The 24,337-nt window shown below is 45.9% G+C and carries 22 protein-coding genes; 10 read left to right on the top strand and 12 right to left on the bottom strand.

All coding sequences use genetic code 11. The features are described from left to right. Positions 1 to 37 precede the first annotated feature (37 nt). A complete protein-coding gene (locus GC098_RS19430; RefSeq protein ID WP_171644915.1) occupies positions 38 to 2,092 on the top strand; it encodes a bifunctional diguanylate cyclase/phosphodiesterase in 2,055 nt (684 codons plus the stop codon). 506 nt (positions 2,093 to 2,598) lie between these two features. On the opposite strand, the gene GC098_RS19425 is transcribed toward GC098_RS19430, so the two are convergent. After that, positions 2,599 to 3,882, bottom strand: coding sequence for a methyl-accepting chemotaxis protein (locus tag GC098_RS19425; protein WP_171644914.1), 1,284 nt, complete (start codon positions 3,880 to 3,882; stop codon positions 2,599 to 2,601). Between the two features lie 166 nt (positions 3,883 to 4,048). Here GC098_RS19425 and GC098_RS19420 point away from each other — a divergent pair, with 166 nt between their 5' ends. Beyond that, positions 4,049 to 4,591 carry a hemerythrin domain-containing protein gene (locus tag GC098_RS19420; protein WP_171644913.1) on the top strand — a complete coding sequence of 181 codons (543 nt, stop codon included), beginning with the start codon at positions 4,049 to 4,051 and terminating at the stop codon, positions 4,589 to 4,591. Positions 4,592 to 4,617: 26 nt separating this feature from the next. Here GC098_RS19420 and GC098_RS19415 read toward each other — a convergent pair whose 3' ends face one another. Beyond that, positions 4,618 to 5,313 (bottom strand): Crp/Fnr family transcriptional regulator, encoded by a 696-nt coding sequence (locus GC098_RS19415; protein WP_171644912.1) that lies wholly within the window; start codon positions 5,311 to 5,313, stop codon positions 4,618 to 4,620. 293 nt (positions 5,314 to 5,606) lie between these two features. On the opposite strand from GC098_RS19415, the gene GC098_RS19410 reads away from it, so the two are divergent. From GC098_RS19410 to GC098_RS19400, 3 genes are all read left to right on the top strand, one after another. After that, the gene (locus GC098_RS19410) at positions 5,607 to 6,071 is read left to right on the top strand and encodes a GAF domain-containing protein (protein WP_171644911.1); all 465 of its coding nucleotides are present in this window, start codon (positions 5,607 to 5,609) and stop codon (positions 6,069 to 6,071) included. Positions 6,072 to 6,161: 90 nt separating this feature from the next. Then, positions 6,162 to 6,815: a response regulator transcription factor gene (locus GC098_RS19405; protein ID WP_171644910.1), complete on the top strand. Its 654-nt coding sequence runs from the start codon at positions 6,162 to 6,164 to the stop codon at positions 6,813 to 6,815. Continuing rightward, positions 6,808 to 7,914 (top strand): PAS domain-containing sensor histidine kinase, encoded by a 1,107-nt coding sequence (locus GC098_RS19400; RefSeq protein WP_376773906.1) that lies wholly within the window; start codon positions 6,808 to 6,810, stop codon positions 7,912 to 7,914. The genes GC098_RS19405 and GC098_RS19400 overlap by 8 nt, the downstream gene beginning before the upstream one ends. Positions 7,915 to 7,997: 83 nt before the next feature. On the opposite strand, the gene GC098_RS19395 is transcribed toward GC098_RS19400, so the two are convergent. The 4 genes from GC098_RS19395 to GC098_RS19380 form a co-directional block, all read right to left on the bottom strand. Then, on the bottom strand, positions 7,998 to 8,825 hold the full coding sequence (locus tag GC098_RS19395; protein WP_171644909.1) for an AraC family transcriptional regulator: 828 nt from the start codon (positions 8,823 to 8,825) through the stop codon (positions 7,998 to 8,000). A 156-nt stretch (positions 8,826 to 8,981) separates the two neighbouring features. Then, positions 8,982 to 10,064, bottom strand: coding sequence for a Gfo/Idh/MocA family protein (locus tag GC098_RS19390; RefSeq protein ID WP_171644908.1), 1,083 nt, complete (start codon positions 10,062 to 10,064; stop codon positions 8,982 to 8,984). 1 nt (position 10,065) lies between these two features. Next, complete coding sequence (locus GC098_RS19385; RefSeq protein ID WP_216625340.1) at positions 10,066 to 10,758, bottom strand: sugar phosphate isomerase/epimerase family protein; 693 nt, start codon at positions 10,756 to 10,758, stop codon at positions 10,066 to 10,068. A gap of 218 nt (positions 10,759 to 10,976) precedes the next feature. Next, on the bottom strand, positions 10,977 to 11,873 hold the full coding sequence (locus GC098_RS19380) for a helix-turn-helix transcriptional regulator (protein WP_171644906.1): 897 nt from the start codon (positions 11,871 to 11,873) through the stop codon (positions 10,977 to 10,979). 171 nt (positions 11,874 to 12,044) lie between these two features. Between GC098_RS19380 and GC098_RS19375 the strand changes: the two genes are divergently transcribed. Genes GC098_RS19375 through GC098_RS19365 form a run of 3 tightly spaced genes read left to right on the top strand, consistent with a single transcriptional unit; the run spans position 12,045 to position 14,910 of the window. Beyond that, entirely contained in the window at positions 12,045 to 12,890 is an 846-nt protein-coding gene (locus GC098_RS19375) for a sugar phosphate isomerase/epimerase family protein (protein ID WP_171644905.1), read from the top strand. A gap of 11 nt (positions 12,891 to 12,901) precedes the next feature. Then, positions 12,902 to 13,903 carry a hydroxyacid dehydrogenase gene (locus GC098_RS19370; protein WP_171644904.1) on the top strand — a complete coding sequence of 334 codons (1,002 nt, stop codon included), beginning with the start codon at positions 12,902 to 12,904 and terminating at the stop codon, positions 13,901 to 13,903. Positions 13,904 to 13,962: 59 nt separating this feature from the next. Next, a complete protein-coding gene (locus tag GC098_RS19365; protein WP_171644903.1) occupies positions 13,963 to 14,910 on the top strand; it encodes an acetylxylan esterase in 948 nt (315 codons plus the stop codon). Positions 14,911 to 14,962: 52 nt separating this feature from the next. Here GC098_RS19365 and GC098_RS19360 read toward each other — a convergent pair whose 3' ends face one another. After that, complete coding sequence (locus GC098_RS19360) at positions 14,963 to 15,259, bottom strand: hypothetical protein (RefSeq protein ID WP_171644902.1); 297 nt, start codon at positions 15,257 to 15,259, stop codon at positions 14,963 to 14,965. A 226-nt stretch (positions 15,260 to 15,485) separates the two neighbouring features. Here GC098_RS19360 and GC098_RS19355 point away from each other — a divergent pair, with 226 nt between their 5' ends. Both GC098_RS19355 and GC098_RS19350 read left to right on the top strand, forming a co-directional pair. Then, positions 15,486 to 16,883: an MFS transporter gene (locus tag GC098_RS19355; protein WP_171644901.1), complete on the top strand. Its 1,398-nt coding sequence runs from the start codon at positions 15,486 to 15,488 to the stop codon at positions 16,881 to 16,883. 151 nt (positions 16,884 to 17,034) lie between these two features. Continuing rightward, the gene (locus tag GC098_RS19350; RefSeq protein ID WP_171644900.1) at positions 17,035 to 18,702 is read left to right on the top strand and encodes a ribonuclease J; all 1,668 of its coding nucleotides are present in this window, start codon (positions 17,035 to 17,037) and stop codon (positions 18,700 to 18,702) included. A gap of 622 nt (positions 18,703 to 19,324) precedes the next feature. On the opposite strand, the gene GC098_RS19345 is transcribed toward GC098_RS19350, so the two are convergent. The 5 genes from GC098_RS19345 to GC098_RS19325 form a co-directional block, all read right to left on the bottom strand. After that, entirely contained in the window at positions 19,325 to 19,768 is a 444-nt protein-coding gene (locus GC098_RS19345) for a DoxX family protein (RefSeq protein ID WP_171644899.1), read from the bottom strand. Between the two features lie 20 nt (positions 19,769 to 19,788). Then, positions 19,789 to 20,391, bottom strand: a complete 603-nt coding sequence (locus tag GC098_RS19340) for a TetR/AcrR family transcriptional regulator (RefSeq protein ID WP_171644898.1) — start codon at positions 20,389 to 20,391, stop codon at positions 19,789 to 19,791. Positions 20,392 to 20,820: 429 nt separating this feature from the next. Next, positions 20,821 to 21,813 carry a zinc-binding dehydrogenase gene (locus GC098_RS19335; protein ID WP_171644897.1) on the bottom strand — a complete coding sequence of 331 codons (993 nt, stop codon included), beginning with the start codon at positions 21,811 to 21,813 and terminating at the stop codon, positions 20,821 to 20,823. 77 nt (positions 21,814 to 21,890) lie between these two features. Next, positions 21,891 to 22,721, bottom strand: coding sequence for a Ppx/GppA phosphatase family protein (locus GC098_RS19330; RefSeq protein WP_171644896.1), 831 nt, complete (start codon positions 22,719 to 22,721; stop codon positions 21,891 to 21,893). Between the two features lie 811 nt (positions 22,722 to 23,532). Beyond that, the gene (locus tag GC098_RS19325; RefSeq protein ID WP_171644895.1) at positions 23,533 to 24,237 is read right to left on the bottom strand and encodes a response regulator transcription factor; all 705 of its coding nucleotides are present in this window, start codon (positions 24,235 to 24,237) and stop codon (positions 23,533 to 23,535) included. Between the last annotated feature and the right edge of the window lie 100 nt (positions 24,238 to 24,337).

The raw sequence follows: 24,337 nt of genomic DNA, 5'->3' as shown, positions 1-24,337 counted from the left end.
GTGAAAGAAGTCGCTGACCTAGAGGTGATAATCGTACATGAAAGATAAGCTGCGGCTTTATGCACGTGTATTTAAAAAGGTTATGGAATCCATCATGATTACAGATTCTGGAGGCATCATCCTATCGGTCAATCCTGCGTTTACAACGACAACAGGCTATACGGAGGAGGAAGTGGTGGGGCAAACGCCACGTATTTTGTATTCCGGCAAACAGAAACCTGAGTTCTATATTCATATGTGGGCAACGATTCATGAAACGGGCGGTTGGAAGGGCGAGATATGGAACCGAAAGAAGAATGGGGAGCTGTATCTCGAATGGCTGACGATCAGTGCTGTGAGGGATAAGCAAGGTAAAATATCCAATTATGTAGGCATTTTCATGGACATAACGGAACGCAAGAGGTCTGAGAAAAAATTGCAGCTGCACGCCAGGGTATTCGAAACCGCGAGTGAAGGGATCATGATTACGGATACAAAAGGAGCGATTTTATCGGTTAATCCGGCGTTTTCCGAAACAACTGGCTATACAGAGGATGAGGCTTTAGGTCAAACGCCGCGCATGTTACATTCCGGCGTGCAGGATGCTGAGTTTTATATTCAAATGTGGGCATCGATTCATGAAGCGGGCAGCTGGCAGGGCGAGGTCTGGAATAAGCGAAAGAATGGGGAAATCTACCCGGAATGGCTGACGATTAATACCGTTAGGAATGAGAACGGCAAAATCTCCAATTATGTCGGGGTTTTCACGGATATTACTGAGCGTAAATTGTCGGAAGAGAATTTAAAATATTTGGCTCATTACGATGTATTGACCGGGCTCCCGAATCGATTCTTATTTCATGACCGACTGAGTCATGCGATTGCGCAGGCCAATCGTCAAGGCCACTGGGCTGCCCTGATGTTTATTGACCTCGACCATTTCAAACTGATTAATGATACATTGGGACATGCAGTTGGAGATCAACTGCTCCAGAACGCCAGCAAACGGCTGGAGAGCTGCGTTCGAACCAGCGATACGGTATCACGATTGGGTGGCGATGAATTTACGGTCATTCTACCCCACATTGATGAAACCGAAGATGCGCTGCTTGTAGCACAGAAAATACTGGAGGAGCTAGCCCTTCCTTTCTTGATAGCCGAACAGGAGCTGTTTATTACGGCAAGTATTGGAATCAGCATATATCCTTTCAATGGAGCAGATAGCGAAACCCTAATCAAACAAGCCGATTCGGCCATGTATCGAGCCAAGGAACAGTCCAACAATTATCAGCTGTACACTTCGAATATGAACGCAACCTTCTACAGGAAAATGAAACTGGAAAACGGGCTGCGAAAAGCAATGGAGAAAGATCAATTAAGAATTGTGTACCAGCCGCAAATGGACATTCGAACGGGCCAGATCAACGGTATAGAAGCCTTGCTTCGCTGGCAGCATCCCGAGATGGGAATGGTATCGCCGAATGAATTTATTCAGATCGTAGAAGAAAATGGACAAATTGTCGAAATCGGAGAATGGGTGCTGCGCAAGGTTTGTGAGCAGAACAAGGCCTGGCAATCCGCGGGCTATCCTCCCTTGAAATGTGCCATCAATCTGTCGCCCCGACAGTTCAAGAATAAGAATTTGATTGAAACGGTCAAGCAAATATTGAAGGAAACGGAGCTGGATCCGAGTTACCTTTGCTTCGAAATTACGGAAAACATCAGCATACACCAAATTGAGTCGGTACTGACGGTTCTGCATGATTTTAAGGAGATCGGGTTGGAGTTAGCCATTGATGATTTTGGCAAGGGACATTCCGCTTTAAGTTATTTGAAAAAGTATCCCATTGATACATTGAAAATTGATAAATGCTTCGTTCAGGGCATTGAAATGGATCGAGGGAACGCCTCGATTGCCAAGGCCGTGATTGATATGGCCCACGGTTTGGGGCTCCGAGTGATTGCTGAGGGCGTAGAAACGGAAGACCAGTTGGCTTTTCTCAAAGACCTCCATTGTGATTCTATACAAGGCTATTGGTTAAGCCGACCGCTGCCTCCCGAAGGGATCGAATCCTTTTTCGGCGACGAACTTATCCCATTTTTGGATAGATAGCATCATGCCTCCTCTCCACGGGTAGGATGACTCCAAAATTTGATTTTAGAGTTATTTTGTGAAGGGTTATGGGTCTAGTGTCAATGTTGTATTTCCTACAACATTCACACGCCAAAGGGCTATTTTGCAACTTGAAGTTGCAGTTTGTACAACATTTTGAGCCCATTTGTTGCGAAATGACCTGTATTGGACCAAATTGTTGTACATGATGCAACAAAGAAGGGAGAGAGGCGAGATTTGGGCCGTAATTGTTGCACTTTTTACAACATCATTCAACCTAGAAAAGGGATACATTCATCAGGTGGAACCTCAAGTTAGTATATGCGACGATTGATTCCGATTTAAGACACTTTCATGTAGAGCTTGATTGGATGAATGAATCGACGGACGATATAACCGGTTATTTGATGGCTGACCAAGGTCGATCCAGCGTACGATAATAGCCTTCCTACATGCTTCAAAAGTGCATGTAGGAAGGCTATTTTCATCCAAGGAGTGAGACCGATTTATCTCACTTTAAAGATTTCAATTTGTTTCTTTAAACTTGCGGATTGATCTCTCAATACATCGGAGGATGCAGCGATTTCCTCCATCACGGCCGTCTGTTCCTGTGTTGAAGCAAACACGCCCTTCGCGCCTAAAGATATTTTGGAGGCAATGTCGGTGACATCTCGAGCTTCATTTAAGGTGAGCTGTACTTGATCCGCTTGGCTTGAGACCATGGATGCAATATGATCCACGAGTTGATCGACCTGATTAGCTTCACCAACAATACTTTGAAGCGCTGAAGCGGTTGTCTCCCCATTCGCAGCTTCTTTATTGACCATTTCGAATTGCTGTGTAATTTTGAAGACGACATTCTTGACCTCAGACTGAATATGGTCGATAAGCTGATTAATGTCATGAACGGCCTGCGAGCTTTGCTCGGCGAGTTTCTTCACTTCACCAGCCACTACGGCAAAGCCTTTGCCGTGTTCGCCGGCTCTTGCAGCCTCAATAGAAGCGTTCAATGCTAATAAATGAGTTTGGTTGGCGAATTCACCAACAACGCTTGAAATTTCGCTGATTTGCTTCGCATTGCTTTCCAAACGTCGAACAGTATGTATGGATTCTTGATTAGAAGTCGCAAGGCTTTGCATCCCATTAACTAAAGACTGAATCACTCTTGCACTATCCTTAATGGTAATAATCATTTGCGTCGTTAAATGCCGGGCATCATGGGCTTCTTTATTGATGTCATCGGTGGTTCTCATGATTTGTTCGACGGACATGAACATGGCTTCGGAGGATTTCGATTGCTGTTCAGCTCCATGGGATATGTCCTCAATCGTCGTTGTTATCAGTTCCACATGAGCTGCAGCATGTCCAATCGCTGATCTCAATTCATCCACATGCATATCGGTTCCTATGAAGTTGACTGAAATTCCATCAATGATTTCTCTTAAATTTCCGATCATCAGCGAGAAAGAAAGGCTGAGTGCTCTTAATTCATCATCCGATTTACTTGGAGTGATATTAATTTGTAAATTCCCTGCGGAAGCTTCATTAGCTGCGTCTGTAAGCTGAAGTAGGGGTTTAATGAACCATTTTGCCGCAATCCATCCCAGAAATCCTGTCCAGAATATACCCAAAGAAAGGGTGATCCAGATAAACAGCCAATCCGGCATGTAATCTTTAAATAAACCTTGCAGGGTAAAAATAAAAAAAGCACTAGTCCCATAGGTTACGGTGGATACTAACGTGATGCCAAGTACCATTTTCTTGACTATACTCCATTTAAAATTCTTCATCTTCGTCAGTCCCCATTCTGTTTTTCTGCGATGAATTCTTCCAATAAGCATTTTTAAAAAATATAGCAGAATCTTAAAAACGTAGATGTGATGTTTCTCACAGCGATAATCGGCAAAGAATTTATACTAGAAATAGAAGCAAACGACTTATGTTGGAGGGATGAATATGGCACCACTTTCAATAACCTGCATGTTGGGAATAGCCTCATCCAACCCAGATGAACTTGATTTTGCCACGGATCGTCTGAAGGAAGAGCATAACCAATTAAGACAGCAGCTAAAGGCTCTCGAGCATAGCGCTAAGGAAGTGAGCCTGCTGGATGATCCTGCTGAGGGAGTTCAGGTCTTGCAGCAGCTAAGGCAGCAAACTGCTGATTTTGTGGAGGCACTGGAGCGCCACGCCGAATGGGAGGACCAGGAGTTGTTTCCATTTCTGCTAGATTATTTTCACCGACAATCGGCTCCATCGATAACTCCCTCCTTTTGGGTGCTGGAAAAGGATCACCAGCTGGCGATTTCATTTATCCAGACCTTCCATGAAACCATCATCGATTTAACGCCATTTGTCATCAAAAAACAGCTGATTGAGGCTGCGGCGCATCTCATACAGGCCTGTTTAATCTTAAATGATCACTTTACGATGGAAGAACAGCTCGTAATTCCTTTAACGGAGAAAGTGCTAACGGACCTTGAATCCTTCTTCTCTTAGTTAATTGGGCCATTTCGATCGGGATGCTACATGCGGCAAATCTCTTTCGGGCAGTTTTCGCAGTGGCATACATCGCGGAGATAGGTTAAATCCTTAATCACGATATGACCATTTTGAATCTCAAGCGCATCTTCCTTCTTCATATCACTCAACATCCGATTGACACTTTCCCGTGTAGCTCCAATCATATCCGCCATTTCTGTATGATTGATCTTGTAATTGATCAGCGTATGCTCACCGTTTGGAACGCCATACGAATTACTGAGTCTGATAAGTAACGAACAGAGTGCGCCAGGTTTTCCGTACATCATCAAATCGCGGAACTTCGTTTCGGTCATGCGGTGCATAAGCCCCATCCATTTCATAAACTCAATGGCCAAATCCCCATGCTGCCAAAGTAATACTTCGAGGTCTTTTCGTTGAATGACCCCAATCTCACAATCAGCTGTTACTTCTGCACTATAGCTTTGTACAGAATTCTGAAAGGGATCGATCTGACCGAATAAATCACCCGCCTGATGCAGTGATATGATGAAGCTTTTACCGGTTTCCGACAATTTGGTGATGCGCACTCCGCCTTTTATTACGTAGTACAATTTATCCGCGACATCACCTTCCCAGAACAGATAATCGCCTTTCTCCGCATGCTTCACATACATGATGCTTTGTAATTTATGGAAATTCTCTTCCGAAAAAGATGCCAGAATACCGTTATTAGCCATCTGTACCAACTCCTCAACGTTTCTTTGTTATCTCTATCTTAACGGGTTCAGATGGTTTTGTTTATCGGGGGTTCTGCTGATCTTTAGAGGGGAAACTCCCTATTTGGTGTGAGATAAATCACAGTTAATCCTTAACTTTCCTGATGACTTCTGAGGTAATTTGCAGGTGAATAAGCGCAATGTCCTGATTGCGAAATCAGGGTTTTCCCTGACATACAAGATGAGTGGAAACGTCTACAATGTTAATTAAAATAAATCGGCTCTGGTGCAAAGAGGAAATGGAGGTGGTCTAGATGGCTCATAGGGATGCAATCATCATAGAAGAGTTGGAACGTTTGCGAAGCCTAACGTCAAGTGATTTTATCGCACTGGCGCCATTGCACGACAAAGCCCAGCGCATACGTTGGAAATATGCTTCGGGCAGCAGAAATGAACGCTATCGGCAAATGGTGATTAAATCGGGTCAAGGATTAGCTGGTTCCGTCCTGCGTCTCGGCCGATGGGTGAAGCTCGATGACTCGCATCCTGACTCCGATCAAGTGCGACGTAATTGTCCTGTCCTACTTGCCGAGCAGCTGCAGACAGCAGCTGTATTTCCAATTTTGACGGATTCCGATAGTCTGTTGATAGAAGGCTTGCTGTTCATCGGAAAAAGAACACAGCCCAGATATGCTCAGGCAGAGCTCCTTGTCGTTCAGGAAGGTCTCCCTACTCTGGCTTGGTATCTGAAGGACAATACAGGGGAAATAGTAAAATGAGTTCCATTACCGGAATTCATTTTATTTGTTATTATTAATATAATATGAGTGATGATAGGGTAGTTCTAATCGATTTATTGGAGGATGGGTATGCTTAAAATTCTAGTAGTTGATGATCATGCCGTAGTCAGGTCGGGATTAATGAGCCTGCTGAATGGTAAGCATAGCATGGAAGTTATCGGAGAAGCTGCCGATGGAAAAGAAGGCATTCAAGCAGCCGAATTGCTTAAGCCGGATGTCGTATTAATGGATTTAAACATGCCCCATGGCATGGATGGACTTACAGCGACTACAGAATTGAAGCGTCTGATGCCGGATTTAGCGGTTCTGGTTCTGACCATGCATGACGATGATGAGTACCTGTTTAGGGCTATTCACGCCGGTGCCTCAGGATATATATTGAAAAGCGCTCCGCATGAGGAGCTGTTGACAGCCATCCGCTCAGTGGCATCTGGAAATGCCTATTTGTATCCTACTGCAACTAAACGACTAATGAGTGAATACATAGAACGCTTGAAGCATGGAGAGAATATCGGTCCTTACGAATCCCTTTCGGAACGTGAAAAGGAAGTTCTGTCCTTGATAGCCAAAGGATTTTCCAATAAAGAGATAGCCGAACAATTGATTATTAGCGTAAAAACGGTAGAATCGCATAAAAGCAATGTGATGGAGAAGCTAGGGCTCAAAACGAGACCAGAGTTGGTCAAGTTTGCGGTGAAGAAAGGATTGTTGAATTTTGAGTGAGGATGTAAACCGAGAGTATCCGGAAGTGATTGGTGAAAATGTAACTGAGCTTATAGCCCGCATGGATGATTATATTACGGACTCTTTGTTTCAAGGTGATCTGAAAAAGTCTCTCAAGCAGCTGTCCAATGTAAAGTTTGCCCTAGATGAATCTTCCATTGTTGCCGTCACGGATCATAAAGGGAAAATTCAATACGTCAACGATAAGTTTTGCGAAATCTCCCAATATTCACGTGCTGAGCTTCTCGGTCAAGACCACCGAATTATTAACTCGGGTTATCATCGGAAGGATTTCATGACCCTCTTGTGGCAAACGATCTCCTCTGGCAAGGTGTGGCGCGGAGAGATCAAGAATAAAGCAAAAAGTGGTGGATTCTACTGGGTAGATACGACGATTGTGCCATTCGTGGATGAGAAGGGGCAACCCTACCAGTATCTTGCGATTCGTAACGAAGTGACGCAATTAAAGCGTGTCGAAGAGGAACTGCAGCTTATGATGTCGCAGGTCATGCAAATTCAGGAGGAAGAACGAAGAAAATTTTCGCGTGAGCTGCATGATGGCATCGGACAGAGTCTGTTCTCACTGTTGATACAGATGGATAGAGTGATTGGGGAAAGTGAGCAGTCTGAAATAGTCGGGCTTAGGCAAGTTGTTTCCGGAATCATTGAGGAAGTTCGTAATTTGGCGTGGGAAATCCGTCCTTCTGTTCTGGATGATTTAGGTGTAGTGCCGGCCATTCGAACCTATATAGAAAACTACACGGGGCATTACGGCATACGTGTCTTACTTGAAAGCAATTTGCGTAAGCGATTGGGAGCTTTGGAGGAAACGACCATATACCGCGTTATACAGGAGGCTCTTACCAACGTAGCCAAGTATGCAGATGTATCAGAAGCTAAGGTGTTCGTTCATGATAAAGATTCATTCGTTGAAGTGCGCATCGAAGATCGGGGAAAAGGTTTTGTTCGCATTGGCGGCTCCAAAGGAGTGGGGCTATTCAGTATGGAGGAAAGAGCCAAGAGCATTGGCGGTGAAATCGCTATTCATTCTGAATTGGAAAAAGGGACGACAATCACCTTGATTGTTCCGAAAAGGTGAATCATACATCCCTGCGGAGATTTTTGCTAAGCTCTTAGGAATTAAATTGCTCGACAAACAAGCCATATCCTTTTGCTTCAAGGTCATACCAATGGTGGGACGTACAACTTCGAGCGTTTCTGTTGTTCTTCTCTATATTGACGGGGGGATAACCCAAAATGCATGCGAAATTGTCGATGGAAGTACGTATAGTTATTAAAACCGCTTGATTTAGCGACAGAGTCAAGTGACATTGCGCTGAAACGAATGCGTTCACATGCGACTGCAAGGCGAACTTCAATGGCATAACTCATGATGGATTGGCCAAAATTGGTTTTAAACAAATTTACAGCTCTGGAGATACTAATTCCCGCATGTTTGGCAATTTGCTCCAAGGTGAGAGCTTCTGTCGCATGCTGATCGATGAATTTTTTTATTCGATAGGCGATGTAGGATGGACTTAACGTTTTTCCCATGCCGGCAATTTCATGCAGGCGCTGTAAGGTTAAGTAAAAGACGCGCAGCTTATAATCTGTCAGCTCTTCGATGGTGTCATTCATCCGCAACGTTTCCTTCGCCAACTGATTCCACAATTTCAGAAGATCGTCGTCGAGAGGGATGTTTCTCTTTTGCGGAGGCGAGAAATTGTCCCACCACTGGTCAATCCATGTTCCATTGCAAATCACATAGTAATCGATACTGTTGTCTTTCAAGATGAGCTCGTACTTTTCGCCTGGACGAAACATAAGCAGGTCTCCAGGCTCAATCACAACGAATTCGTTATCAATGAGTGCTTCGCAGCAACCGCTTGTCTGCAGCCGGATGATGTATGTGTTTAGAAACTCACACGGATTTCGAAAACGCTTCTTATGGTGTGCCATGCCTACATAAAGCGTTTCAGCTCGCAATTTATCCTCGCGTCCATGCAGCACATCAGTTCCTCCTTCGTTTTGAGCAAATCGTTCATGTTTCGGTAGCTGTTAGATGATTATACAAACTTTCTAGACACTTGTACGCAAATATTTCCATACGCAAACGTGACCGCCCTTGAACAGGGCGGTATTTGTATCCTTTTTGCTTTAATGAGGCTACTCAAAATAAATGGCTTTCCCTGTCCTCGAAGACTCATATATAGCTTCTAATATTTGCGTGACAACAAACGCTTGCTCTGGTTTTACCAACGGCTCTGTATTATGAAGGATACATTCGAGCCACAGCCGCGCTTCCATGTCGCTTGAACTCTCTGCGCTGCCTTCAAAAAAAGCGACTCCTCCTGCGCTCAAATCGATGGTGGTCACATTCATTCTACCCAGCTTTTCGCTGTTAATGCGGAGTCCGTCACGCATGTCCGCACCACCCTCCGTACCGCAAAGCGTCGTTTTTGCCTCTAACGTATCAAGTGAGTTAAGAGCCCAACTGGATTCGAGTATAACGGTCGCACCGTTCTGCATCGTTATGAAGCCGAAAGCAGAATCCTCCACCGTAAATTTGTCCGGATCCCATGGTCCCCAGGCGTTTGCTACGTTTTCTTTGCGGCTAAGCTTGTGGTAAGCCCTGCCCAAGACACATTTTGGTGCATAATTGTTCATCATCCGAAGTGTTAAATCCAACGCATGGCTGCCGATATCAATGAGAGGGCCACCACCCTGTTTCTCTTGATCTAGAAAGACACCCCAGGTAGGAACAGCGCGTCTGCGTATCGCATGAGCCTTGGCGAAATAGATGTCGCCGAGCTCGCCGTTATCGCAAATTTGTTGCAAATAACGGCTGTCTGGCCGGAAATTATTTTGGTAGCCAATCGAGAGTTTCTTGCCGGTACGCTTGGCAGCATCCACCATGGCTTGTGCTTCTGCGGCAGTTTTGGCCATCGGTTTCTCACACATGACATGCTTGCCTGATTCCATGGCTGCAATAGAGATCTCCGCATGTGAATCGTTTGGTGTACATACATAGATCACATCGATGGAGACATCCTTAAGGACCTCTTTATAATCGGAAAATGCTCTTGCGTCAATCGAACCGTATGCTGCCGCTGCTTTTTCTGCTTTTTCGACAATAATATCGCAGAAGGCGACCATTTCTAGTTCCTTCAGCTTGGAAAGCGAAGGGAAGTATTTCTCGAACGCAATGCCTCCACAACCAATAATTGCACCTTTAAGTATTTTTGCCATCTTAAACGACCTCCGTAAACCTATAATTTTGGTGCAGCCAATCCATACTTATCTTTACACTTTCTAACGCAGGCTGGTCGCAATCGTCTTGTTCGACGATGAGCCATTCGGTTCCCGCCGCCTTTGCTGCTGCGATGATCGCCGGTAAATTCATCTCGCCGCGCCCCAGTTCCAACGTTTGATAAGTGCCATCGGTGAACTTGCGAATATCCTTCAAATGAATCAAAGGTACACGTCCGGCATATTTTTCGAGGTAAGTAATAGGGTCGCGGCCAGCTTTATGTACCCAACAAACATCGAGCTCACTTTTCATATCATTTGGGGATGTAAATCCAAAAAATGCATCAAACCAAATCTGATCCCCGTAAGTTTCGGTGAATTCAACGTAGTGATTATGAAACCCGAATGCGATGCCTTTGCTCGCGAATTGCTTGCTGCATTCGATAAAAAAAGCAACAGTTTCGGGAAGCGACTGCCGCTGTTCTTGATTGATTCCTGGACAGACGACATAACGGCTGCCGATGGCTTTCAGCGACAAGTTGGTAAGCAGCTTCTTTAACTGCTCGGGGCTAAAATCGTAATAACCTGCAAACTCCACACCCTCATAACCCATCTCGGCCACCTTTTGCAAAACCGTTGCGGCATCATGCGCCATTTCATCCCGAAGTGTGTATAATTGCAGGCCTATTCCCATTTTCCTCACGAAAGGTTACCTCCCATTTCAGACAAATTGTTCATTTCTGATTCATTATAAGATGAACGATCTCGCCATGAAATGAAGGATGTCATTGAAACATGAACAATATGATTAAGTTTTTCAACGTGTGATTTATAAACAAACCCTGCTTGTAAAAAACAGAAAAAGACCACCCTAGGGAGGTCTTTGTATCTGTATGCTAGCATCTAAGGCTATTAAGTTTGATGCCTACGATAGTCGCCGGGCGTTACGCCTGCGTGCTTCTTGAACGTTCTATTGAAATGACTTATATGATTATAGCCCACACGGGTAGCAATCTCGGTTACATTGAGGTCCGTTCCGCCTAGCAGCTCCATGGATGCCTGAATACGAATAGCAGATAAGAGCTCGATATACGATTTGCCTCTCACCAGCTTCAGCATATTGCTGAAATATGATGGAGCCATCAATGCTTTAGCGGAAACCTCTTCCAAATGGAGATCCTCATTATAATGCGTTTCCATGTAACTGATAGCCTCATAGAAGGCTTCTCGGTGATGTGCCACCCTGTTGCGCTCATGTTGACTTTGCGTTTGTGAATAGCGTTTATACTGCCTGCCGGTAATGACGAGAAGCTTCAGCAGCTCGGCCTTGATGGCTAGCCGATAGCCTTCTTCTTGTTCCTCCCATTCCGAGAGTATGACGTTCAGCAGGTTCTCGACCACGGATTGCGTAGGAGCAGGGAACGACATTTTGGGCAGCAGATCGGCTTCGGAAATGAGGGGTCTGATATAGGCGAAATCGACGAACGTCTGCATATGCGCCAGATCCTGAAAGCTTTCATTAATCGCATGGGGCATGAAATCGACCTGTATCATGACAAAATCCATCGAATCACGGGGTTCTAAGCGATGCTCTTGAAAGGGCGGGATCGAGAAGAGATCGCCTTTGGTCAACACATATTGTTGGCCCGCCGCCCAATGAAGACAACTGCCGGACATCATGTAGCACAACTGTAGGTGTTCGTGAGCATGCTGAAATCGATTCATATTCAGTGGCGTTCGAACTTCGATTTTAAAAGGAAACTGCTCGTCGAGTAACCCTTTGTAGACATAGATCGGATAATCAGACATACATGACCTCCACTAAATTCGTACATAACTCATTAGCTAAAGATAATGGTACACAGATTCGGGGAATTGTGCAAAAGAAACGTGGAAAAGGGAAAGCGATTTCTTAATTTCCTTGCAATAATAGAAGAAAATTAAGTTACCCAGTGATCTGGGAGGAATGGGGAAAGCAGTATGCAACAACTGGCGTTTAGCACGCTCCCCTGCGAGGGCTGGTCTTTGGCGGAAATGATTACGTTTGCCAAGTCATGCGGTTTTAGCGGAATGGAGCTAAGGGAAGGGCCCACATGGGGTATAACCACCGAAATGGCGCAGGATGAGCGGAAAGTGGCGATTCGGAAATTCGAGGAAGCGGGCATTCGAATCACCAATATTGGTTCAAGTGTATGTTTCACAGGCAAAAGAGGAGATGCCGAGCAATTCGATAATTTTAAAAAGGTCGTCTCGCTCGCTCGTGATTTGAAGGCTGGCGGAGTGCGGATTTTCCTTGGCTACTTCAATAACCGCAGAGACAACCCAGTTCCTGCTATTTCATATCCTGAAATCGTAACCCAGATTAAGCAAGCTTGCGATTATGCGGTCACTTACGGTGTGCAGGTATGGATTGAGACGCATAATGAATTCGCCACCGGCCGCTCGCTTCGAAAGCTGCTGGATGATGTGGACAGACCGAACTGTGCGGTTATCTATGATATTATCCATCCGCTGGAAGAAGGAGAGACGCCGGTGGAGACCATTGCGTTACTTGGCTTGCAGTGCGTTCATGTACATGTCAAAGACGGCGTCCCTTTTGAAGATTCAATGGAGTCGAACTGGATGTACACCAAGGTTGGCGAGGGGCAAGTGCCGATTGCTTCAATTGTAGATCAGCTTGAGCAGTCGGGCTACACCGGCTACTACTCCCTGGAGTGGGAAACCAAATGGCGCAGGGAGCTGCAAGTACCCGGTATGGAGCCAGCAACGATTTTTCCTGAATATGTCGAGTTTATGCGTGAATTATTTCAAAGCCAAATGAAATGAGGGTTAAGCCTATGAAAACATTAATTACGATCGCTGACGCTGGATTACGTGAATTATTTTGGCAGGAGCCCACTTTGAATAAACTTTCCAGCTTTTCGGAGGTTGATTTTATTACTTTGAATGAGAAATTTACAAGTGAGGACTTGTCGGAACGAATTGGCTCTTATGATGCCTGCATCACTTCATGGGGTTCGCCTCGCTTTACCCCGGAAGTGCTCGCGCGCGCGGAGAGATTGAAGTTTATCGGCCATGGAGCAGGAAGTGTAGCATCAATCGTTAAAGACGATGTGTTCGATACTTCGATTACCGTAACATCGGCTAATAAAGTACTCGCCCTCTCGACTGCGGAGTGTGCACTTTCATTGATGTTTGCCGGAGCGTGGGACCTGGCGGGGTATAGCGCTCGACTTAATGAGGGGCAGTGGAGCAATAACAACCGTGATACGATTCTTGGCGTTACGCGAAGAGTGATCGGTCTAGTTGGCTATGGGGAAATCTCCAAACAGGTGATTCGGATGCTGCAGCCTTTTAACACGAGAATCTTGCTGCACTCCAGCTACTGTACGCAGGAGGAAGCGGCTGCGCAGGGCGTTGAGCTCTGTGGTTTGAACGAACTGTTTGAGCGCAGCGACATTGTCTCGTTGCACAATACGTGGACGCCTCGCACGCAAGGGATGATCGGCGCGGAACAGCTAAGGCTGCTGCGCGACGGAGCGCTCTTTATTAATACAGCTCGCGGGCCCATTGTGAAAGAAGAGGCGCTCTTGGAAGAACTTAGCAAAGGCAGAATACATGCAGCCCTAGATGTTTACGACATGGAGCCGATGCCAGCCGATCATAAACTGCAGGCGATGCCGAACGTGTTATGCTTGCCGCACATTGGCGGGTTTCATGGAATATTGAAGCGCGAGCTCTGTGATTTCATCGTCGATGAGCTGCACCGGTTCGTGAAAGGTGAAGATTTGCTCGGCAAAGTTACGTTGGATCAGTACCGCAGATTGACACCATGGTAGAGGTATCTCGTAGAAAAATTGTATAATCAAATGGACAATTTTAAACGAGGAGTGTAGCGATGAACGCAATAGAAACACGGATTCATTCGTTGAAACAGTATGTGCCAGAGTTAACGGCACCAACCGAACTGGAAGAATTTTGGGATCGTGTCTCCCGGGAAGCAGCAGAATCCGTGAGATATTCGATTGAGCCGATCGCCTCCCCGTTCCTGCAGGCCGAAGTTTACAAAGTTATATTGGAGGGGGCGGCCAATACGCTGGTTCACGCTTGGTATATGCTGCCTTCCGTCCAGCTGCGCCATCCACTTCCCTGTATCGTAACCTTTCACGGTTATTCCGGTTCCAAAGGTCAACCGGAGGATCATGCTGCTTGGCTGCTTATGGGGTATGCTGTTCTCGCCATCGACGTTCGGGGGCAAGGGGGGGAGACTGGCAACGGGCTGCCGCAAGCATACGGCATGACCAAGGGATGGGTGACACAGGGGATTCTCGATCCGGAGAGTTCCTATTATCGGGCAATAGCTATCGATGGCTTGCGTGCTGTACGGTGCGCGATGGCAATGCCGGAGATAGACCCCGAGAGGGTGTTTGTTTTTGGCGGCAGCCAAGGAGGCGGACTGGCGCTGCTTGTATCCGCTTTGGAGCCGAACCTACGGGCAGTAGTCGCACATGTACCGAATATGTGCCACATGGATCTGGGGATACTACAATCCGTCAGTTCACTTATCGAAGCTGCGGAATTCGTAACTCGCTTCCCGGACCGCCTTGATGAGGTGCTGCGGACACTTAGTTATTTCGACATCATGAATCTGGCCCATCGAATTACGCTGCCCGTGCATGTGACGGTCGGACTGAAGGACACGACCTGCTTACCCGAGACGATCTTTGCCGCATATAATCGGATCACATCAGTTAACAAAACGATCGAGGTTCACCCGTTCATGGGGCATGCGCTGCCCCCGGGATTTCACGCTGCGGGACACGCCTTTTTCTCGCAGTGGCTTTGAGGGCTGGACAAGGGGGAGCAGCAGCTTAGTAGTGATTATTAACTAATCATTACTAGGCTGTAGGCTCGTTTTTCATAAAATTTTTAGCTAAATTCTCGACATTCAAATCTCTTGTATTGTTTTCTTGGTCTCTTAAAATCTGAATCCAATACTGCTCCCCAGGTTTATATGCTTTGAAAATAGCCTGTTCTGTATTTTCAATACGAACTTCGTGACCGCAGTCTATTAAACATTGTTGAAAATCATATATGGTAGGTTTTTGATTTTCATCTAAGAATATAAGCCCTCTTAAAAGTTGTATGCTATCCTTGTGGATAACTTTAAAGTGAATAATGTATTCTTTTTTCATAGATAAGCACTTCCCCTAATATGAGTATTCTTAGCTATCATAGATATATGGTAGCTGTTTTTGTTGTTTGGGGCTGTGATTTTTGTTATAGCTTATCGATGAGAAGTTCATTGACATGCGTATGCCGCCATGCTAAACTGTAACGAAATTGATTATAGATAATTAACTTCGGCTTATAGTTATGTAACCTTAAGATAGACCATCTTGAGTGTGGAGGAATATTCGTATGTCAACCGATTTACCGCAAGTAGAGAAACCATCCGAACCAGAGGTGCCCGGTATTATGCGAGAACGGACGGTCTCCTGGTTACTTTGCATTACCATTATTCTAGTCGTTATGAACACGATGATGTTCAATTTGGCATTGCCCAAAATTGCTGTACAATTCGCTCTCAACCCCTCGACGGCGTCATGGGTCGTGACGGGCTACTCCATCGTCTTTGCTATATCATCGATTACTTTCAGCCGATTGTCCGATTTCGTGCCCATTCGAAGACTCTTCACGGCGGCACTGCTCTCATTAGGCGGGGCATCCGTGATTGGCATGTTCAGCGATGGATTTGGGCTGTTGCTTTTCACGAGGCTTATTCAGGCGGCAGGTGCTGGAGCCATTCCTTCGCTCGCGATCGTGCTTGTCACTCGTTACATTCCTGTTTCTCGCAGGGGTATGGCCATGTCGTTCATCTTGTCAGCCGCCTCACTTGGCCTCGGGCTTGGTCCTGTCGTTGGCGGATCTATCGTTCAGTATTTGGGCTGGCATTTCCTATTTGTGATCACCGGCCTAACCCTGCTGCTGATCCCGGTTTTCCTGCTCATACTTCCCCGAGAAAAGGCGGCACGTGGTTCGTTTGATTTCATTGGTGCCGTCCTGATCGGGATGGGTACGACGGGGTTGCTGCTCTTCCTCACATCGAAGAGCATAGCTGCACTCGTTGTGGGTGTGATTGCCCTGGCATTGTTCGCGGTGCGTATCCGCAAAGCGTCGAATCCATTCGTCCTGCCAGCCCTATTCGGCGACAGAGTATATCTGGCGCTTGGTGCAATCGGCATTAGCGCCTACATGATCAGTTTCTCTTTCTTGTTCCTCGCCCCGCAAATGCTGGCCAGAGTTTTTCATTTAACTCCGGCAGTATCGGGTCTTGTGCTCTTTCCGGGTGCGCTCCTTGCCATGCTAGTATCCAATCGGGTTGGCCGCCTCATCGACCGATACGGTAACGGTGCGCTCCTCCGCTACACCCCTTGGGTGTTGCTGGTTTCGACTGTGTTGCTCGCGCTGACTGCCGTCCATTCTTTTTATGGGCTTGCCGCTGTCTATATACTAACGAGTATCAGCATCACTTCTATCTCCAGTGCGGTCTCCAACGAGCTATCACGGCAGTTGACGAAGGAACGGATCGGCTCCGGCATGGGCTTATTCCAGCTGCTGCAATTTTTCAGCGGGGCTTTCGCCGTAGCCATATCGGGGAGTGCACTCGTCTGGCAGAAGTCTCTGCCAACCGAGCGCGCGTTCGACAATCTCATCTGGGGCATGGTCGGAATCGCCATATTGACCATCGTCTTCGCCTTTATTTATCGCGGCTACGCCAGAAAGCGTACGAATGCCGCTGCTATTCTGGCTGCTTAATTAACAAAAGAGGATCCCACGCGGATCCTCTTTGTGTTTTTAACAAGGAGCTTCGAATTCAGGAAATGGATGTCAGAAGAAAATCGGAGTATAGGTTATCCCTAATCTGGAAAAATTAAAACAGATATGTAAATATGGGGGGGCTTTTCAGGTGAGCAAGACAGACAATCAGTTATCTGTTTTCTCTTTAGGCGGTATCAACGAAATTGGTAAAAATATGTATGTGGTGCAATATGGGGATGATATCATTGTCATTGATTGTGGCTCAAAGTTTCCGGATGAAACTTTACTCGGTATTGACTTGATCGTTCCGGATATTACCTACTTACTCGAAAATAGTGACAAAGTTCGCGCACTGATTATTACGCATGGGCATGAAGATCATATCGGCGGCATTCCCTATATACGAAGACAATTGAACATGCCAATTTATGCAACTCGGCTAACGCTAGGGCTAATTGAAGGTAAGCTGAGAGAGGCTAGACTGCTTGCGGATACGAAATTTATTGAGATTGACTCCGATTCGAGCATCGAACTAGGACAAATCACGTCTACCTTTTTCAAAACAAATCATAGTATCCCTGATTGCTTGGGGGTTGTTTTTCATACACCTGAAGGAACGGTCGTACATACGGGAGATTTCAAATTTGATTTGACCCCGGTCAACAATCAATACCCGGATATTCATAAGATGGCGGAGATTGGGAAGAACGGTATTCTACTTCTTTTATCGGAAAGCACGAATGCTGAGCGCCCTGGCTACACACCTTCAGAAAGTCTTGTAGGCAAACATATAGAAGATGCCTTTCATAAAGCGAAGCAAAAAGTGTTCATAGCCACCTTTGCCTCTAATGTTCATAGGCTTCAGCAAGTTGTGGATGCGGCTCAGGCAACGAATCGGAAATTAGCCTTACTTGGCCGCAGTATGGTCAATGTTGTGAGAATTGCTTCCGAGCTTGGCTACCTAACAGTTCCTGATGGGATGCTGGTGGAAGCGGGAGAGGTCAATCGTATGGTTCCAGATCAAATAGCGATCTTATGTACCGGTAGTCAAGGAGAACCGATGGCAGCATTATCGCGATTATCCCGTTCCAATTATCGTCAGGTTGAAATTATGCGTGGAGACACTGTTATTCTATCCTCATCCCCGATTCCGGGGAATGAACGCAATGTGTCGCGGACTGTCGATAATTTATTTAGTCTGGGGGCTGAAGTCATTTATGGTTCGAGCTCATCTACAGGCATGCACGTATCCGGACACGGGAGCCAAGAAGAGCTAAAGTTAATGCTCACGTTGATGAAGCCGAAGTACTTTATTCCGATTCATGGCGAGTTTAGAATGCTTCATCAGCACCGTATTTTGGCTGAAGGCGTCGGCGTGGACCCGGCTAACATCTACATTTTAAATAATGGCGATGTTGTGGATATAAAGAATGAGGTCGCAACTCAGAGCCGCAAGGTATATGCGGGGAATACCCTTGTCGATGGATTAGGGGATGTTGGCAACATTGTCCTGCGTGACCGTAAACAACTGGCCGAGGATGGTATCTTGATCGTGGTCCTTCTGCTTAGTAAAAGTGACGGTAAAATTTTGTCCGGTCCGGATATCATCTCCCGCGGGTTTGTTTATGTTCGAGAGTCGGAAGACCTGATGGATCAAGCTAATATTCTAGCAACAGAAACGATAAACAGGCTCCAAAAAGAAAACGTGAATCAATGGAATGTGCTTAAAACGAACGTAAAAGAAGTACTAGGAAGACTCTTTTATGAAAAAACAGGCAGGAGACCTGTTATTCTCACGATACTTACGGAGATCTAGACAAACAAGCAACTCTAGCATAAACAAATCAAGTACAAACAAGCGGATCCCTTCGATTTGAAGTGGAATTCGTTTTTTGCTTTATTAACGGATCACTGGCGATGGATGAGAAGATATCTTGGAGGAGGAATCGAACGATCCATTACTGTACTAATCAATATTGCCGTCGCAGGCGCTTATATAGCGGACAAGATGAAACAGTCGAGGACAACTTTCACAAATTTCATAGCACCTACCACATGATTCCTGCCGCATTAAGCAAAGATGGCTCTGCTTTCTCGCGCCACACGCGGGTTTCACCCCTCATAAGGATGATTTTCATCCTTATGTCGGAGTTACTCGGCCGCGGCCGCGAGATAGCGATGTTATTCATTGCTATGGCTCTGCTTTCCCACGCCACACGCGGGTTTCACCCCTCATAAGGGTGTTTTTCATCCTTATGGCGGGGTTGCTCGGCCGCGGATGCGAGATAGCGATGTTTTTCATCGCTATCTCTTTGCTTTCCCGCGCCGCCCGCGTGTTTGGCCCCTCATAAGGATGTTTTTTATCCTTATGGCGGGGTTGCTTGGCCGCAGGCGCGAGATAGCGGTCCGACCGTACACATGAGAAAATGGATTAAAGGTTAGCTACCGCTGCCCGTCAAGAGAACCGCCGCGAGAAACACGAGCTGCAGCAGCGTTCGAGCAAGCAGCTTAGGCGTAGGTCTCCCGCCGATTGTTAAGCGTTCCCGGGCTGCCTTCACATTGGCTGGGAACATGGCTAGAAACAGCATCGCCAAGCAGATAGAAGCCACGCGGGAAGTAGCGGGGAGGAGAATACCGATGGCTCCGGCAATTTCCAACCAGCCAGTGGCAGTAACCAGCAAATCCGGCCTCGGGAATGCGGGCGGAACCATTCGGATCAGGTCTTGTCGGCTTTTACCCCAGTGGGCGGAAGCGGTAACGAGCAGCATGATGGCCACCGTTAGTTGAAGCGGAGTTTGCCAACCGTCGAAATAGGACCAGCCGAACAGACCTAGAACCCTAAATAGCGTAAACGAAACAACAAGCACATAAAAAGGTATCATGGATATCCCTCCGTTAAAGTCTATTGGCTTGAATTGGTTTGTAACATATCTCTCATAAACAACGAATAATCTTGGGTATTAAAAGAAGTCCCAGCCAGTGGAATCGAGGAGCGCAAGCGTAAACCGAGTGAGAGCAGAACGAACATCTCCGCTGTCTTTTCCGTATCCACTGATTCCGGAATGACCCCATGTTCTTGGCCAGTCATTATCCACTGTTTGGATACATGCACTGACCGCTCATAATACTGCTTGAGAACATCCGCGACCATTGGTTGATCCTCTTTTCCTAGTAGATACATAAGCACCTTGTTCGTCACGTCCTGACTATCTTCCAAAGCCGATAAACTTTCTGTGATCTTCTGCATAGGGTTATCGAATGTTGGGCGGCCTTGATCCACTTCGTTCATAAAGCGTTCGTTGGTTTCTTCTAGCCGTTCTTGCAGTACCCAAGCAAAGATTTCGTCCTTACTCTTCACGTAATGGAAGATAGCCCCCTTTGACAATCCTGATTTCTCCATGATGTCTTTCATAGTGATCGAGTGACACCCTTTTTCCCGTATTAGCTCTTTGGTTGAATTCAGCAGCAGCTTTGTTGTTTGCTGCCTGCGTTCCTCTTGCTTCAAAGTAATCCCTCCGTTTACGTTTGTAACCTAATACGTCGCTTATTTATATCTATAAGCGTATTATACATACCGACCGTTGGTTTGTAAATAGGGTTGAATCATTATTATTGGACGATAGAGGCTGTCGATTCATTCATTGTGCCTCCTCATAACAACTGGTAGGTATAACTCCTAAATTCGATTTTGAGGAGGATCATATTATTTTCATTCTTGGGGGTGGCGTCGTAGACGTCATGATTGTTTCTACAACATCATTCAACCGTGAATAGAGATTCATTCATCTTGCAGACTTAAGTGAGCCAATAAGACGATGGATTCCGATTTAAGACACCTTCATGTAGAACAAGATTGATGAATAAATCGACGGTCTCCAACACAAACAAGCGCATGCCGCCCAAATGGCGCATGCGCTTATTTATATGCCAATATCTAGACCGGCAGCAGAAGCACTTTGCCCGAAGTCATATTCGCCATATACTGCTGGATGGCATCAACGGTTTGACTCATCGGGAAGTTTTGGCTAATTTCGGTTTGGATCTGTGATCCGATTGATTTTTTCATCGAGCCCTGCAGGGCGAGAAGTTCAAAGATCGATTGTGTTTTCACCCAATCGGACGCCCAGAATCCGGCGATACGTTTCCGCCGAAAAACAAGATCATCAGCGTTGATCGTTGTCGTTTTTCCTCCCAGAAGGCCGTATTGGAAAATGGTAGCGCCATCAGGGAGCGCCGATAGCACGAGGCCCGTCAAGTCGCCTCCTACGGCATCAAAGCACACGGTAGCTCCAAGCTCATGGGACTTAATCTTTAAGTCCTTCTCGAAGGTAGCTGAGCTGCTGTTGACGATATGCTGTCCGCCTAATTCTCTCAGCAACAGTTCTTGTTCTTCCTTGCGAACAACACTAATCACGGGAATACCATGCTCTTTGCCGAGCTTCACTAGAATTCGGCCAAGTGCGCTAGCACCAGCTGTTTGAACGATTGCTTTGGATTTATGCTGCTTGGCTATCTTCACCATGGCCATGGCACTCGCCGGATTGACGAAGAAGACAGCACCTTGCTCATCAGATACATGATCTGGCAGCACCATGCAGGTCATAGCACTTGCTTTGGTGTAAGGCGCCCAGGAGCCATAAACTTCGGATACGAAGGCGACACGTTTTCCTTTTAGCATTCGTGCGACAAGGCTGTTGCCTGTAGCGATAACCGTTCCGCATCCTTCCATGCCGCCAACCGAAGGCAGTTCTCGCTGTATCCCATAATTACCGTGCAGAAATAATAAGTCGGCGGGATTAATGGAGGCAGCATGTACTTTAATCAGCACCTCGCCGCTGTTAATATCCGGAATGGCAGTCTCGCCAAATTCAATACCTGAAATCCCACCATACTCCTTGATCATAACGGCATTCATTATCTTCGTCATGCGAGTAAACCCACCTTATCTATTTGCGTATGATGTTCTCTAATGATTATATATGACTGCTGCAAAAGTGGTAATATTTATAACTGTCTGATAAATCCATGAGCGATATTGAGATCCGATGGCATGAATTTAGAAGCGCCTGATTTGATCAAACCAGCAAGAACGACACAATTAGAGGCAATGGCCCCACGCATCCATTTGGGATCGAAGGGAGAGTTGGCTTCTAAGGTTTGGAGGTCCTGCGCTGCCAATTGTCTGGTTAGTTGGGTGAAATCATTTCGTTGGCAATACAGATCATCCTCAAGCTCAATCTGGAAATGACGCAAATACGTTTTCTCACCGCCTGTATACGCAAACTGCTCCAAGGAAGCCGGCAATCGGCAGGAGAGCCATTTGATACAAGTGGCAATCTGTCTTTGATCTGGGGGTCCAAGCAAGTTGAATTGTTGGTTAAGATCCGAGATGCCGAATGGAATCAGATAAGGAGCTTCGCTTTCACTCGTAATAATTTGGATGCTGCCTCCCCCGGCATTGATCACATCAAGGTCACTGGGGATATCCGATTCGGCTATAGCTTTTTTCAGTAAGTCAGCCTCTTCTTTCTGGCTTATGGTTCTGTAAGCAATCCTCAAATTCCTACAAACTTCCTGCATATGTTCGGACAAATGAGGTGATCTTCGCATCGCTTCTGTACCGATAGCTTCGATGTCTCCTTGACCAAGGCCTTCGATAAAGGAGCCCTGCGTAGAAAGCAAAGACTTTAAAGTACCTTCAATAGACGGCAGGTCCACCCCGCTCTCCAGAAGTTCCCATGTTAGAACATCCACTTGCTCAATTTGATCGTTTGATTTCCTGAACACTTTGGCACTATGACTTCCCAAATCCAAAATTAATTTATTACTGTGCATAAGATCTCACCCATTTGTTTTCGTAGTTTGGTAATCCCCAAGCGTGGCTTCAGAACTCCAATACTAAAGGATCAATGATTTCTATGTCAACCAATTTTTGCTAAAAATTAGTAAAAGTTTGTATAAAGATCTAGTTTCAACAAATTGCCTTGTTTTACGACACAGAAAGCATTAAGCCAGAGGAAATAGGGGGAGTAGATAAAAGGAATATGCAGTTACGTTGGACTTTTGGAAGAGGTTGATTGTGAAGGTTGACGCGAAGAAAGTTAAGTTCAAAACGAAGGTGTTCTAAATCGGAATCCATCGTGAAATATACTCAATTGAGGTTGCCGAATGAACGCATTCCTATTCGCGGCTGAATGATGTTGTAAAATATGCAACAATTGCTGCCTAGATCCCGGCTTTCTCCCTTCGTTGTTGTATTACGTACTATTACGTACAACAATTGGGCCACATAGAGACCATTTCGCAACAAATCGGTTCGAAATGTTGTACAATCTGCAACTTCAAGTTGCAAATCAGCCTTGGGCGTGGGAATTGTTGTAGAAGTTACAAACCACAATAGCCAATCGTCCCTCAAATAGCTGCTGAACGACTCTAAAATCGAATTTTGGAGATAGAAGCTCCCAAAGACTCTTATTTCTCAGAGTAGCTAGCTTTTCACCCTATCAACGACAAATAAGAGCCTCTAAAGGCTCTTATTCCGCTCCATTAGCCACTTTCTGCGCAGATAGAAGCTCCAAGAGGCTCTTATCTGTCTCGGTAGCTGCCGCCCTCAAAGTCTAATTGGCCTTTTAGAACAGCCCCATCTTCACATGACAAATTTATAGCCTACGCCCCACACGGTTTTTATGTATTTCGGTTCTTTGGGATTGACTTCAATTTTTCTGCGCAAATTCGTAATATGAACGTCTATGGCACGGTCGTTTATGTAGGAATCGAAACCACGCAATGCATTTATGAGATCTTCTCTGCGGTAAACGCGTTCGGGGTGCTCGTACAGCAGCCGGATAAGCTCGAATTCGGAGAACGTCATTTCGATGGACTCGCCTCGGACGTAGAGCGTTCTTTTTTCCAAATTAATGTTTAAATTCATGGCTGGTACGGTAACTTCATGTTCTACCTGAAGTTTTGGAGTCTCGGGAGGGTGTCCCAATTTGAAACGACGCAATAGGGCTTGTATTCGGGCTTTCATCTCATGCATGCTGAATGGTTTGCATAAGTAATCATCAGCACCTACGGTGAATGCTTCAATCTTTTCGCTCACTCTAGAGTCGGATGAAATAATAATAATGGGCACAGGAGTTATGTTCCGAAGGGAGGTACACAGCTCAGTTCCTTCAAAGTCAGGAAGATTGAGATCGAGAAGAATGAGATCCGGTTCGAACTCACGCAATGCAGCAAGGCCTTCCTGACCATTGTGGGACCGTAGTACTAGGAAGTCTTCCTCTTTCAGATACATACAGATCATTTCTCCGATAATATCATCGTCCTCAATTAGTAGAACTCTGTCCATTAGAAACTCCCCCAAACTAAGCTAAATTTTCAATTCAAAATTCGTGAAATGAACAGAGGGAATGCATGTGCTAACACTTTACTCATTAATTCTATTATAC

This window comes from Paenibacillus phytorum, from assembly GCF_013141715.1.
Lineage (GTDB): Bacteria > Bacillota > Bacilli > Paenibacillales > NBRC-103111 > Paenibacillus_E > Paenibacillus_E phytorum.
This window is presented reverse-complemented; position numbering and strand designations above follow the sequence as displayed.

Bases quoted from the DNA above. Each gene is read 5' to 3' on its own strand.
- GC098_RS19405 (WP_171644910.1), top strand. From the start codon at position 6,162: ATGCTTAAAATTCTAGTAGTTGATGATCATGCCGTAGTCAGGTCGGGA.
- GC098_RS19365 (WP_171644903.1), top strand. From the start codon at position 13,963: ATGAACGCAATAGAAACACGGATTCATTCGTTGAAACAGTATGTGCCA.
- GC098_RS19330 (WP_171644896.1), bottom strand. From the start codon at position 22,721: ATGCACAGTAATAAATTAATTTTGGATTTGGGAAGTCATAGTGCCAAA.
- GC098_RS19360 (WP_171644902.1), bottom strand. From the start codon at position 15,259: ATGAAAAAAGAATACATTATTCACTTTAAAGTTATCCACAAGGATAGC.
- GC098_RS19370 (WP_171644904.1), top strand. From the start codon at position 12,902: ATGAAAACATTAATTACGATCGCTGACGCTGGATTACGTGAATTATTT.
- GC098_RS19425 (WP_171644914.1), bottom strand. From the start codon at position 3,882: ATGAAGAATTTTAAATGGAGTATAGTCAAGAAAATGGTACTTGGCATC.
- GC098_RS19390 (WP_171644908.1), bottom strand. From the start codon at position 10,064: ATGGCAAAAATACTTAAAGGTGCAATTATTGGTTGTGGAGGCATTGCG.
- GC098_RS19430 (WP_171644915.1), top strand. From the start codon at position 38: ATGAAAGATAAGCTGCGGCTTTATGCACGTGTATTTAAAAAGGTTATG.
- GC098_RS19325 (WP_171644895.1), bottom strand. From the start codon at position 24,237: ATGGACAGAGTTCTACTAATTGAGGACGATGATATTATCGGAGAAATG.
- GC098_RS19335 (WP_171644897.1), bottom strand. From the start codon at position 21,813: ATGACGAAGATAATGAATGCCGTTATGATCAAGGAGTATGGTGGGATT.
- GC098_RS19415 (WP_171644912.1), bottom strand. From the start codon at position 5,313: ATGGCTAATAACGGTATTCTGGCATCTTTTTCGGAAGAGAATTTCCAT.
- GC098_RS19345 (WP_171644899.1), bottom strand. From the start codon at position 19,768: ATGATACCTTTTTATGTGCTTGTTGTTTCGTTTACGCTATTTAGGGTT.
- GC098_RS19410 (WP_171644911.1), top strand. From the start codon at position 5,607: ATGGCTCATAGGGATGCAATCATCATAGAAGAGTTGGAACGTTTGCGA.
- GC098_RS19355 (WP_171644901.1), top strand. From the start codon at position 15,486: ATGTCAACCGATTTACCGCAAGTAGAGAAACCATCCGAACCAGAGGTG.
- GC098_RS19385 (WP_216625340.1), bottom strand. From the start codon at position 10,758: ATGGGAATAGGCCTGCAATTATACACACTTCGGGATGAAATGGCGCAT.
- GC098_RS19420 (WP_171644913.1), top strand. From the start codon at position 4,049: ATGGCACCACTTTCAATAACCTGCATGTTGGGAATAGCCTCATCCAAC.
- GC098_RS19380 (WP_171644906.1), bottom strand. From the start codon at position 11,873: ATGTCTGATTATCCGATCTATGTCTACAAAGGGTTACTCGACGAGCAG.
- GC098_RS19375 (WP_171644905.1), top strand. From the start codon at position 12,045: ATGCAACAACTGGCGTTTAGCACGCTCCCCTGCGAGGGCTGGTCTTTG.